Here is a 12295-nt window from a genome sequence, read left to right on the forward strand (position 1 = left end):
GAGTTTGAACTGACCAAAAAGATGTCATTGCTGACAATCCATAACGCCAACCCCCAAAGGAGTTGGACTTGATCCAAAGGAATTCTCAACCAACCCTAAAAAAGGTTGGACGAGGATAATTTGGCATTTGACAAGTGCACGCTGTTGAGTTCTCAAGGATCGGACGCCCACCCGCTCAGCCTCACGACCTCGCCAGAAGGGCAACTTCACTATCTTATCCCCCACGCTCCGTCTGTCAAACCAACACACCAGAACACCTGGCAGCCAGCAACCGCGGTCACGAAAGGGAACCCCTCATCCTAGACACAAAAGTCCTACTCTCTCAACCGAGAGATTTGGGAAAAAGGAGACGTTCAACCAACTTGAGGGGGGTAAGACCTTCCGGCCCTTCCGCTTCCCTGTGGGGCGAACAAGTAATAACTTACGCGCAACCCCACCAACCCACAAATCCACCCCACACCCCGGGCGTGTCGCACCCCCGGGCCAGAGCCGTAAGCGGGATGTTTTCGCAGGTCACAGCGAGTAACGTGCGCGACGCGTCGCCTGCACGACGATGCAGAGCCCCAGAGTCGCCACTCCCCACACCGCGCACGCCGGCGGCAGTACCCGGTACGCGAGGTGCGCAACGGTCCATGTCGCGTCGAGCGGACCGTAAGCGGCCAGTCCCCACATCCACGCCGTCACAAGAAACACCGGCAACGCGATGATCCAGGCAAGACGCACCCACGCGGGGAGAACACGGGCAGCGACCGGGGCTGCCTCACGCCGGACCACCCACACAAGCGCGTAGGCCGCGAGGATCCCCAAGCCGAGCAGGCTCGACCCGTGCTGAATCCACTTGAAGCCGACCAGCGGCCCCCACTGTTGCTCGAGCACCGGAAGCGCGACGACTCCCCAGCGCCCCTCGTGCGTGAACAGATCCCACACGATGTGGCTGACGACACCGATCAGCAACGATACGAGCAGCAGAAGCCCACTCAGCCATGAGATGGCCCACCCCGTCGCGCCGCGCCGAACCCCAAAGGTCTCACGCAGCGCGGCCACGACCCCGCGATCCCATTCCGAAGGCAGCCGCTGCGCAAGGAGATTCGGCGCCAGCTCTCGCACCGCCGGACGCAACACACAGCGCCAGACCAGCAGGAGGACGAGCGCCAGTATCACCGTCGCCGGAAGCCATCCGAAGTCATGCGTGAACCCGTAGTGCAGCGGAAACGCCCGCACGAACAGCGGGAGGTCTGGAGTCATGGCTCCGACAGCGATGGCCGCGGGGACAAGGGGTGTCCTCACGAACGGCAACGCCACAACGGCGTGGCTCGGCGTGAAGGGCACCTGCTCGATCAGCCCTCGATAAACACGCCCGCGAGCGTCTTCTTGCCGCGGCGGAGCACGGACACTCCACCGGGGAGCGTCCCGTTCACGACGGCAGTGTCGTCGGCGATCTTTTCACCGTCGAGGCTCACGCCGCCCTGAGCGATTGCGCGCCGACCCTCTGAGATGCTCGCAACCAGACCCGTGTCGACCAGTGCGGTCAGGATGCCGGTGCCCGGCGCCACGGTCGCATTCGGCAGTTCTTCCAGCGCCGCGCGCAACGCCCCCGCGTCGAGCGAAGTGAGATCGCCCTGCCCGAACAGTGCCTCGGACGCCGCGATCACGGCGGTGGTGGCATCCACCCCATGAACGAACGTCGTGACCTCGAGCGCCAGGCGCTTCTGGGCTGCCCGGCGGAACGGTTCATCGGCGACGAGCTGCTCGTACTCGGCGATCTGGTCGCGCGTGAGGAAGGTGAAGACCTTCAGGCGCGAGATCACATCGGCGTCATCGGTGTTCAGCCAGAACTGGTACATCCGGTACGGGCTGCACATTGCAGGGTCCAGCCACACGGCGTTGCCCTCACTCTTGCCAAACTTCGTGCCGTCGCTGTTGGTAATCAGGGGCGTGCCAATCGCGTGCACGGACGCACCCTCGACACGGTGAATGAGGTCGGTGCCGCTAGTGAGGTTGCCCCACTGATCGGATCCACCGGTCTGCAGCACGCAGTCGTATTGGCGGTACAGCTCGAGGTAGTCCATGCCCTGCAGGATCTGGTAGCTGAACTCGGTGTAGCTGATGCCGGCCTCGGAGTTCAATCGCGCGGCAACGGCATCTTTCTTGAGCATGGTTCCGACGCGGTAATGCTTGCCGATCTCGCGCAGGAAGTCGATGGCGCTCATCGGCGCGGTCCAGTCGAGGTTGTTCACCATCCGCGCGGCGTTCTCCCCCTCGAAACTGAGGAAGCGCTCGACCTGGGAACGGAGGTAACCGACCCACTCGGCGACGGTCTCGCGCGTGTTGAGCGTGCGCTCGGCCGACGGGCGCGGATCGCCCACGAGACCCGTCGATCCCCCGACGAGTCCGAGGGGCTTGTGGCCGGCCAACTGCAGCCGGCGCATGGTGAGCAACTGCACGAGGTTACCCAGGTGCAAGCTCGGCGCGGTCGGATCGAAGCCGCAGTAATACGTGATCGGGTCCCCGCTCAGCAGCGCGCGCAGCGCATCGGCGTCGGTGGACACGTGCACCAGGCCACGCCAGACGATCTCGTCCCAAACATTCTCGAAGGACGCGTCGTTGGCCGGTGCGAGGGCAGTCACGGAAGGCTCAGACACGCGCTCCAGGCTATCAGCGACGACCACGCGTCCCGCGCCGAACCCACTGCGACAACTGCCCGATCACAGCAACGTTGCGTGCACACCCCACCACACCAGCACCGCGCAGGCGAGGGCAACGACCCAGCTCACCAAGCTGCCGACCAGAAAGTACTCCGCGCGCGTACCCGTGCCACGATCGTTGTTGATCTCGGGAAACCGAACGATCCCCTTCGCCGCGAGGACTGCCGCGATCAGGGTGTAGGCGCTGGCCAGCGTGAGCGCGAAAACGAGCACGCGTTCGAGCGGACCGATGAGCCGCCCGCCACGCAGTACCGGCGCACTTGCGCGGGCGGCCATCGACTCTTCGGCGCGATCGGTATCGGCATCCTCTGTGTCGGCCAGTGCCGTGTCTGTTGCGGGGGTGTCGGATGCCGCGGCGGCGCCCTGCTCGCTTCGCAGAGCGGTCCGCACGATGACGTTGCCGGATTCCAACAGGAAGACGATGGCTCCACATACCAGCACCGCTGCGTCGAAGGCAGCGTTGCCGAGTGCGGCATACTGCTGCCACGCGTCGCCGAGCGGCCCTGCTTCGCCGCGCCCACCGACGGTGGCGACCGCAATCGCGCACAGTGCCCCGAGCGCACCGATCGGCCAGAAGCCGCCGCGCCCGCGTCCGTCCGGTGGCACCGTCATCACCCAAAGCGCGGCGGCAGCGATCGCCGCGAAGCCCGCAGCTCCCGCGTCGGCACCCGAAGCCAGCACCAGGACGAAGAGTCCACCGGCCAGGTATCCGATCCATCGCCGACGCTCGGGGATGAATTGACGCATCAGGTCGGCCGTGCCGACGGCGAGCAAGAGGAGGCCAGCGAGGATCATTGGGGATCTCCGACAGAGGCGGTCAGCACGCGAAAGCCTTCGACGACCGCGCGAGCACCCGCGCTGCTCAACGCTTGCGACACTGCGGGCTGGCTGATGCCCTCGGCGCGCGCCAGGTCCGACTGCTTACTGCCTACGCACCGCCCGTACACCAGCCGGCGGGTCCGCTCGTTCATCTGCGCGACGAGATCGTCCTTCGCCAGCAGGTAGGCATTCGCCATGCTCGCCTGCGTCTTCATCTCGTCATGTTCCCCCTCGGCAACGACAATCCACGTTCTCGCCTGCGGCGCGGCGCGATGCTCGAGCGAACGCACATGTTCGATCGCGTCGCGCGCGGCCCACCACCCCGGCCCCTCGGGGATGTCACCGTTCGCGGCAGACACAGCGCGCACCTCTCCAACGCCGATCCCGAACCGACACTGGATACCTTCCGGCAGGGCGAGCTGCAGCAGCAGCAGGGAGGCCAGTGCCCGCGAAAGATCCGGGTACAGCCCCTGTTGCTCGTCTCCTACGGTCGGGTGCAAAGGCTGCGTGGCGAAAGGGCGATCCGCGTGGACCCGCGAGATCGCGGCATCCAGCATCTTCTGTCCGGCCTGCCGGTCAGGCAGGGCACGAGAGCCCACAATGTCGGCGATCACGGCAATGCTCATGCGCCGATGGTAGCGCTTATGAAATCTGAATATAAGTACTTTGCTTATTTTTTTCAGAACATAAGCACAGATGCCGCGGCAGCCGCCCTAGATACCCAGCGTGTGGGCACTCGCCTGGACGCGCTCGATCAACGCCGCGCGCTGCTCTGCCACACGCACGGGCGCCGTGCCGCCCGTTCCGGTGCGTGATGCCACGGACCCCAAAACAGTCAGCACCTCGCGAACCGCAGGGGTCAAGTGCGGCGACACCGCGGCGAGCCCAGCGTCGTCGACCTCGTGCAGTTCGAGACCGCTCTGCTCGCACACCCGCACTAGATGGCCCGAGATCTCATGCGCGTCACGGAAGGGTACGCCCTGCTTGACAAGCCACTCGGCCACATCGGTGGCCAGAGAGAATCCCTGTGGCGCGAGCTCGGCCATGCGATCGGTGTCGAACCGCAGGGTCGCGATCATCCCTGCGAACGCGGGAAGAACGGTCTCGAGGGTGCGCACCGAATCGAAAATCGGCTCCTTGTCTTCCTGCAGATCGCGGTTGTACGCCAGCGGCAGCGCCTTGAGGGTGGCGAGCAGGCCGGTCAGATTGCCGATGAGGCGCCCCGCCTTGCCGCGCGCGAGCTCGGCGATGTCGGGGTTCTTCTTCTGCGGCATGATGCTCGACCCGGTCGAGTAGCCGTCATCCAGCGTGACGAAGCCAAACTCCCGCGTGTTCCACAGAATGATCTCTTCAGCCAGACGCGATACGTCGATGCCGATCATCGCCGTGATGAAGGCAAACTCCGCCACCACGTCACGGGCAGAGGTGCCGTCGAGCGAGTTCTCGGACGGGCGCGCCAGCCCGAGCTCATCCGCGACGAGCTGCGGGTCAAGCCCCAGGGTGGACCCGGCGAGCGCTCCCCCGCCATAGGGGGAGACGGATGCTCGCACCGACCAGTCACTGAGCCGCTCGAGATCGCGCGCCAGCGGCCACGCGTGAGCCTGAAGGTGATGAGCGAGGAGCACCGGCTGGGCGTGCTGCAGATGCGTGCGGCCGGGCATGACGGCATCCGGGTGCGCCTCGGCTTGCGCAACAAGGGCGTCGACCAGCCGGAGCACCTCACGAGCGATGGTGCGCGCGTGGTCGAGCATGTACATCCGGACCAGGGTCGCGATCTGGTCGTTACGGCTGCGGCCGGCGCGCAGCTTTCCGCCAACCTCTGCCCCCACCGTGGCGATCAGCGCCTGCTCGAGGGCGCCGTGCACATCTTCGTCCGCCGGGGACGGGCGCAGGGTGCCGTCGGTGATCTGAGCGGCGAGCTGGTCGAGGCCCGCGTGCATCGTGCGCTCTTCGTCGGCTGTGAGATACCCCGCCGCAGCGAGCGCCTTCGCGTGAGCGTGCGAGCCGGCGATGTCGTAGAGCGCGAGATCCCAGTCGAAATGGGTGGAGCGGCTCAGTTCTGCCAGTTCAGGCGACGGGCCCGTCGCGAAGCGGGCGCCCCACAGTGCGCCCTCGTTGGTTCCGTCACCCTTGTTGTCACTCACCCCTCAAGCCTACCCAGCCCGAACGCCCGGACCCGAGCGGACGACGAAGCGTGACAACCGGTCGAGCGCCCACTCGAGCGGGCCGCGACCGACCAGGAGCGCCCACGCGGTGCACGCGGCGATCGTGATCAGCGTGAACGCCCAGAAAGGTTCCGTCGCACGGAAAGCCATGAGATCGCCCGGGGCACCCAGCACCGCCGTCGCTGCAATCGCCCACGCCACGATCTGAGCCGTGTAGGCGGTCAGCGGCATCGCGCCCAGCGCCCGCAGGGGGAACAGCGGCATGCTCACGATCGTCCGACACAGCAGAAGGCACGCGCCGATGACGGCAAGCGCAAAGCCGCCCGATCCGATCGCTTCCCACAGGCCCGTCGAGTGCGGCTCGGCGGAAAACACCTGTTCGAGATAGCTCGGACTGCCCCAGGCTCCCTGTGACGAGACTGCGGGAGACGGTGCGGTCCACGCGGCAAGTAGCGCACCGATCCCGCACAGCGTGGCGCCGACCACCAGCATCCCGATCTGCGTGCGCAACCGGCGCACGTCTGCGCGTCCGAGCGCCATGCCGGCGAAGACGAACGCGATCCAGGTGGTGAACGGGTAATGCCATCCAATAAGGAGAGCAAGATCGTGCCCGGCCGGAGTCGCCCAGAAGCTGAGGTCATCGAGCCACACCTGCACGAACGGCATCACCACAGCGATGACGGCCGCGAGAATCGCCAGCGTGCGTGCGCGCAACGGCACGAATGCGACGGCGATCAGAAACATCAGCGCATAGGCGGGCAGGATCACGAACACCGGCGCACCGGCGAAGATGAGGAACACTCCGAGCATCCACAAGGCGAACGCGCGCACTACCAAGCGCATCATTCCCACGCGCAGACGCTCACCGCGCAGCGGAACAGCACCGCCAGTCACCAGGGCGATCGACACGCCGGCGAGCGTTGCGAACAAGATCGACGATCGGCCGTTCACCACGGCAATCCAGGTGTTGGGATCGAGCCACTCGAGGGACTGCTCGATCGTCAGCAGGTGGGCGGCAAGCATGCCGATGACGGCAAGGCCCCGAGCGAGGTCGACGCCTTGGACTCTGCCCTCACCGTTCAGTCGCCGCCAGCGTGTGGCGACGCCGCCAGCCCCGGGTGTCACTGCTGCCGCAGCAACCAGACCAGCAGCGCCTTCTGGGCGTGCAGACGGTTTTCGGCCTCGTCCCACACCACGCTCTGCGGGCCGTCGATGACGGCCGCATCCACCTCGTAGCCGCGGTCGGCCGGCAGACAGTGGATGAAGATCGCGTCGTTCTGCGCGAGGGCCATCGTCTCGGACGTGACCTTGTACTCCCCCAGGTCGCGGAGGCGTGCGAGCTTCTCCTCTTCCTTGCCCATCGACACCCACGTATCGGTGACGATGACGTCGGCACCGGCCGCCGCCTCGTTCGGGTCGGTGTACAGCGTGACCGAGCCACCGGTCTCCGCCGCACGCCGGTCGGCATCGGCAACCACGTCTTCCCGCGGCGCGTACGCCTCGGGCGAGGTCACCCGCACGTGCATGCCCGCAGTGACGCCGGCGAGCATGTACGAGTGCGCCATGTTCGACTTGCCATCGCCGAAGAACGCCAGGGTGAGGCCCTTCAGGTCACCCTTGTGCTCACGGATCGTCAGGAGGTCGGCCAGCAGCTGGCACGGATGAAAGTCATCACTCAGTGCGTTGACGACCGGCACCGTGGTGCCCTCGGCCATCTGCTCGAGCCCGGACTGCGCGTACGTGCGCCACACGATGGCGGCGACCTGGCGCTCGAGGACGCGCGCCGTGTCGGCCGGCGTCTCTTTGCCGCCGAGCTGGCTGTTCGCCGTCGAGATGATGAGCGGCGATCCGCCCAGATCCGCAATGCCGACCGCGAACGAGACGCGCGTGCGGGTCGACGACTTGTCGAAGATCACCGCGACCGTCTGCGGGCCCTCGAGCGCCTTGACGGCGAAGCGATCCTTCTTCAGTTCGATCGCGAGGTCGAGGATCTCGGCCTGCTCGGCCGGAGTGAGATCGTCGTCGCGTAGCAGGTGGCGGGTCATGCGGGAACCTCCGAGGCGGTCTCGAGCAAGAGGGCGGCTTCGACAGTGCGGAGCGACGCGGTGAACAGGCTGATGAACTCGTCGATCTCGACGTCACCGATCGTGAGCGCCGGAACCAGACGGATGGTCTCGTCGTTGGGTGCGTTGATCACAAGACCGTGCACTTGCGCGGCTTCAACGATGGCCTTGGCGACCGGGCGTGACAGCGCCACGCCGACGAGAAGGCCGCGGCCGCGGCATCCACTGACCAGATCTGAGTCGATCTCACTGATCGCCTGCCGCAGTTGCGTGCCGCGCTCGGCGGCGTTGCGGACGAGTTCGGACTCTTCGATCTCGTTCAGCACGGCGTCAGCGACCGCGGTACCCAGAGAGTTGCCGCCGAACGTCGAACCGTGCGTGCCGGGGTAGAACAGCTCAGCAGCAGACGGGAAGGTGACCAAAGCCCCGATGGGGAACCCGCCACCAATACCCTTGGCCACGGTGATCGCGTCCGGCGTGACGCCCTCGTGCTGGAAGGCGAACCATTCGCCGGTGCGGCCGGCGCCGGTCTGGATCTCGTCAATGATCAGAAGGGCGCCGTGCCGCGTCGTGAGCTCGCGCGCGGCACGAAGGAAGCCCTCGGGCAAGTCGATCACCCCGGCCTCGCCCTTGATCGGCTCGATGAACACGGCCGCGACGCGGTCGTCCATGGCGGCTTCGAGCGCCTCGATCGACGTCTCGATGAACTCGGCGCCCGGCGCCATCGGCTCGAAGGGCGCGCGCATGCCCGCCTTTCCGGTGATGGCCAGCGCACCCATCGTGCGACCGTGGAAGGCGTTCTCAAACGACAGGACGCGCGGCTTGTCGACCCCGCCGTGCAGGCGCGCCAGCTTGAACGCGGCCTCGTTCGCCTCAGCACCCGAGTTCGCGAAGTACACCCGGCCTGCCTCACCGGTGCCGGCGATGCGCTTCAGCCGAGCCGCGAGCGCAAGCTGCGGAGGTGTGGCGAAGTAATTCGACACGTGTGCGAGCGTCGCCGCCTGCCGACTGATCGTATCGACGAACACCGGGTGGGCATGCCCCAGCGAATCGGCAGCCACGCCCGCGAGGAAATCGAGGTACTTCTTGCCCTCGTCATCCCACAGGTACGCCCCCTCGCCGCGGACGAACATCGCCATCCGCGGACCGAAACTGCGAACGAGGTCGCGCCCCGCGTCATCCTGCCAACTCATGAGAGCACCACCTCTGTTCCGATTCCCTTGCTGGTGAACATCTCCACCAGTACCGAGTGCGGCACGCGACCGTCGATGATCGCCGCCGTATCTACTCCCCCTTCGACCGCCTGCAGGCACGCGGTCATCTTGGGGATCATGCCCGATTCCAACTTCGGAAGCAGGGTGCGCAATTCGTCCGACTCCAGATGCGAGACGAGCGAGTCGCGGTTGGGCCAATCGGCATATAGCCCCGGCACGTCGGTCAGCACGACCAGTTTCACCGCGCCGAGGGCGACGGCCAGAGCGGATGCCGCGGCATCCGCATTCACATTGAGCGAGTGCCCGGGGTGATCCAGATCCGGTGCGATGCTCGAGACGACCGGGATTCGTCCTGCCTCAATGTGATCGAGAACCGGACGCGGGTCAACCTGCACGACATCTCCGACGCGCCCGAGGTCGTGCTCGATGCCGTCGATCGTTACGCCACGTCGACGGCCGCCAAACAGGCCCGCGTCTTCACCGCTCAGACCGGTCGCGACCGGTCCGTGCGCGTTGATCTTGGAGACAAGCTGCGGATTGATCTGCCCGGTGAGCACCATGCGCACGACCGAGATCGCTTCGGTCGAGGTGACGCGATAGCCGCCCTTGAACTCGCTCGGGATCGCCAGGCGGTCGAGCATCGACGAGATCTGCGGCCCGCCACCGTGCACGACGACCGGCTTCACGCCGACGTATCGCAAGTAGGCGATGTCGGCCGCGAAGGCATCTTGCAACTCTTCGCTGACCATCGCATTGCCGCCGTACTTGATGACAACGATCTGGTCGCTGTACCGCTTGAGCCACGGAAGCGACTCGATGAGGATCGCCGCCTTGCCGCTGGCCTCGACGGGGTCGGTGTCTTGAATGTCAGTCATGAAGAGTACGCGCTGTTCTCGTGGACGTAATCGTGCGTGAGGTCGTTGGTGAGGATCGTCGCCGATGCCTCGCCCACCTTGAGGTCGATGACCAGGTGCGTCGCGCGCGGAGTGAGATCCACATCCTCGCGGGGCGCGTCGGGGCCGCCGGCCGTACACACCCGCACACCGTTCATCCACACGTCGACGTCGTACGGATCGAAGGCGGCATCGGTGGTGCCGATCGCAGCGAGCACGCGACCCCAGTTCGGGTCGTTACCGAAGATGGCGGCCTTGAACAGGTTGTTGCGCGCGACCGAACGGCCGACCACGACGGCATCGTCTTCACTCGCGGCATTGACGACCTCGATCGTGATGTCGTGGCTGGCACCTTCGGCATCCCCCTGCAACTGACGTGAGAGATCGGCACTGACTTCGGCGAGCGCCTCGGCGAACGCGGTCAGGTCGGGCGTGACGCCCGATGCCCCACTGACCATCAACGTCACCTGGTCGTTGGTCGACATGCAGCCGTCCGAATCCAGGCGGTCAAACGTCGTGCGCGTGGCACCGCGCAATACGGCGTCGGCCTGCTCAGCGGTGAGCACCGCATCCGTGGTGATCACGACGAGCATCGTCGCGAGGCCCGGTGCCAGCATCCCGGCCCCCTTGGCCATGCCGCCGATGGTCCACCCGTCGCGGCTGACAACCGAGCGCTTCGGCTTCGAGTCGGTGGTCATGATCGCGAGGGATGCCGCTTCGCCACCGTCTGCGGAGAGTTCGGCAATCGCCTTCTCGGTGCCATCGAGGACCTTCGCGCGGAAGACCTCATCACCGGTACCGATGAGTCCGGTCGAGCAGATCAGCACGTCACCGGCACTCACGTCGAGCAACTCCGCAGCCTTCTCAGCGGTCTGATGCGTCGTCTGAAACCCGAACGAGCCCGTGAAGCAGTTCGCGCCACCCGAATTCAGCACGATCGCCTCGACCGTGCCGTCGGCGATGACCTGCTCTGACCACATGATCGGGTTGGCCTTGGCGCGGTTGCTGGTGAACACCGCCGCCCCCACCTTGAGCGGTCCGCGGTTCACCACGACGGCAACATCGGGCTTTCCGGTGGACTTGAGACCGACGGCCACGCCGGCCGCCTCGAATCCCTGGGCTGCGGTCACGCTCACGGGGCGACTCCGTTCACTGACAGGCCGGTGCTCTCGGTGAGGCCCAGCGCGATGTTCATCGATTGCACGGCCGCGCCGGCCGTGCCCTTGGTCAAGTTGTCGACCGCTGTGACGACAACGACACGGTTCGCCGCGCGGTCGACGGCGAGACCCATGAGTGCGGTGTTCGCGCCGATCACGTCGGCGGTGCGGGGGAACTCACCCTCGGGGAGCAACTGCACGAAAGTCTCATCGCCGTACGCCGACTGCCATGCGTCGCGGATCTCGGCGTCGGTCGCGTCCGCGGCGATCGGAGCCGTCGACGTCGCGAGGATTCCGCGCGCCATGGGGACCAGCACGGGAGTGAAGGACATACGGATGCCGTCGGCTGCCGCGCCCGCGGCGGCGAGCGCCTGCCGGATCTCAGGGATGTGCCGGTGCGTGCCGCCCACGGCATACGGGTTCGCCGTGCCGAGGATCTCGCTCGCAAGCAGGTTTGTCTTGAGGCTCTTGCCGGCACCAGACGGCCCGACTGCAAGGACCGTGACGATGTCGGTGGTGTCGATCACGCCGGCCGCGACGCCCGGGGCGAGGCTCAGCGAGACGGTGGACGCGTTGCATCCGGGTGCAGCGATTCGGGATGCCCCCACCAACCGGTCGCGCTGTTTGGCGTTACCGCCAATGAGTAGTTCGGGCACCCCGTACGCCCACGGCTCGTGGAAGGCACCGCCGTAGAACGCGTCCCACGCGGTCTCGCTCTCGAGCCGGTGGTCAGCGCCCGCGTCGATCACGAGTGGTGTGTCACCGAGCGCGTCGGTGTACTGCCCCGACTGACCGTGCGGGAGCGCGAGGAAGACGATGTCGTGCCCGGCGAGCGTGTCGGGAGTGGTGTCTTGCAGCGTCAGATGCGCGAGCGATCGCAGGTGCGGTTGGTGCTGGATAAGGGTCTGACCGGCGTTCGAATGCGCGGTCACGGTGCGGATCTCGACATCGGGATGCGCGGCAAGGATCCGCAGGATCTCACCGCCGGCATAACCGGATGCGCCGGAGACGGCGACCGAATAAGTCATGGCTTCCACCTTAGAGTCTGGGACGACGGACCGAAGACGGCGACGCCCACACACGGCGGTCCGCGCAGGACCTCGCGGCAGGGTCGCCTAGAGTCGGCGGCCGTCCAGCCCGAGGCGGCGTCGGCGCGCGGGAGCGATGCTCGAAGCGAGCATCGCGAGTCCCGAGGTGGCCGAAGGCATGCGCCGACAGTAGCGGGGCGGGCGCAGCATCCGCAAATCGCGCTCGTTACCCCTCACGCACCCGCGCCCCG

The 12295-nt window shown here is 66.4% G+C and carries 11 protein-coding genes; all 11 read right to left on the minus strand.

Translation table 11 applies throughout. The features are described from left to right. Positions 1-513: 513 nt before the first annotated feature. Positions 514-1329, minus strand: coding sequence for a DUF4184 family protein (locus ON062_RS04200; RefSeq protein ID WP_274645888.1), 816 nt, complete (start codon positions 1327-1329; stop codon positions 514-516). Between the two features lie 8 nt (positions 1330-1337). Then, positions 1338-2642 (minus strand): tyrosine--tRNA ligase, encoded by a 1305-nt coding sequence (gene tyrS / locus ON062_RS04205; RefSeq protein WP_274645889.1) that lies wholly within the window; start codon positions 2640-2642, stop codon positions 1338-1340. A 63-nt stretch (positions 2643-2705) separates the two neighbouring features. Further along, positions 2706-3500 carry a hypothetical protein gene (locus ON062_RS04210; protein WP_274645890.1) on the minus strand — a complete coding sequence of 265 codons (795 nt, stop codon included), beginning with the start codon at positions 3498-3500 and terminating at the stop codon, positions 2706-2708. Then, positions 3497-4150, minus strand: coding sequence for a SatD family protein (locus ON062_RS04215; RefSeq protein ID WP_274645891.1), 654 nt, complete (start codon positions 4148-4150; stop codon positions 3497-3499). Before ON062_RS04215 ends, ON062_RS04210 begins: the two co-directional genes overlap by 4 nt. A gap of 87 nt (positions 4151-4237) precedes the next feature. Next, the gene (argH, locus tag ON062_RS04220; RefSeq protein ID WP_274645892.1) at positions 4238-5668 is read right to left on the minus strand and encodes an argininosuccinate lyase; all 1431 of its coding nucleotides are present in this window, start codon (positions 5666-5668) and stop codon (positions 4238-4240) included. 9 nt (positions 5669-5677) lie between these two features. After that, positions 5678-6814, minus strand: a complete 1137-nt coding sequence (locus tag ON062_RS04225) for a heparan-alpha-glucosaminide N-acetyltransferase domain-containing protein (protein WP_274645893.1) — start codon at positions 6812-6814, stop codon at positions 5678-5680. Beyond that, positions 6811-7734 carry an ornithine carbamoyltransferase gene (gene argF / locus ON062_RS04230; RefSeq protein ID WP_274645894.1) on the minus strand — a complete coding sequence of 308 codons (924 nt, stop codon included), beginning with the start codon at positions 7732-7734 and terminating at the stop codon, positions 6811-6813. The genes ON062_RS04225 and argF overlap by 4 nt, the downstream gene beginning before the upstream one ends. Beyond that, positions 7731-8945, minus strand: coding sequence for an acetylornithine transaminase (locus ON062_RS04235; protein ID WP_274645895.1), 1215 nt, complete (start codon positions 8943-8945; stop codon positions 7731-7733). The genes argF and ON062_RS04235 overlap by 4 nt, the downstream gene beginning before the upstream one ends. Further along, positions 8942-9841: an acetylglutamate kinase gene (gene argB / locus ON062_RS04240; RefSeq protein WP_274645896.1), complete on the minus strand. Its 900-nt coding sequence runs from the start codon at positions 9839-9841 to the stop codon at positions 8942-8944. The genes ON062_RS04235 and argB overlap by 4 nt, the downstream gene beginning before the upstream one ends. Further along, positions 9838-10995: a bifunctional glutamate N-acetyltransferase/amino-acid acetyltransferase ArgJ gene (argJ, locus tag ON062_RS04245; RefSeq protein ID WP_274645897.1), complete on the minus strand. Its 1158-nt coding sequence runs from the start codon at positions 10993-10995 to the stop codon at positions 9838-9840. Before argJ ends, argB begins: the two co-directional genes overlap by 4 nt. Beyond that, positions 10992-12044, minus strand: coding sequence for an N-acetyl-gamma-glutamyl-phosphate reductase (gene argC / locus ON062_RS04250; protein WP_274645898.1), 1053 nt, complete (start codon positions 12042-12044; stop codon positions 10992-10994). Before argC ends, argJ begins: the two co-directional genes overlap by 4 nt. Positions 12045-12295: the final 251 nt, after the last annotated feature.

This window comes from Microbacterium sp. C7(2022), from assembly GCF_028823665.1.
Lineage (GTDB): Bacteria > Actinomycetota > Actinomycetes > Actinomycetales > Microbacteriaceae > Microbacterium.

What these genes read in the sequence shown, in the direction of transcription:
- ON062_RS04215 (WP_274645891.1), bottom strand. Translation starts at nt 4,150, where the DNA reads ATGAGCATTGCCGTGATCGCCGACATTGTGGGCTCTCGTGCCCTGCCT.
- argB (WP_274645896.1), bottom strand. Translation starts at nt 9,841, where the DNA reads ATGACTGACATTCAAGACACCGACCCCGTCGAGGCCAGCGGCAAGGCG.
- argC (WP_274645898.1), bottom strand. Translation starts at nt 12,044, where the DNA reads ATGACTTATTCGGTCGCCGTCTCCGGCGCATCCGGTTATGCCGGCGGT.
- argF (WP_274645894.1), bottom strand. Translation starts at nt 7,734, where the DNA reads ATGACCCGCCACCTGCTACGCGACGACGATCTCACTCCGGCCGAGCAG.
- ON062_RS04210 (WP_274645890.1), bottom strand. Translation starts at nt 3,500, where the DNA reads ATGATCCTCGCTGGCCTCCTCTTGCTCGCCGTCGGCACGGCCGACCTG.
- ON062_RS04235 (WP_274645895.1), bottom strand. Translation starts at nt 8,945, where the DNA reads ATGAGTTGGCAGGATGACGCGGGGCGCGACCTCGTTCGCAGTTTCGGT.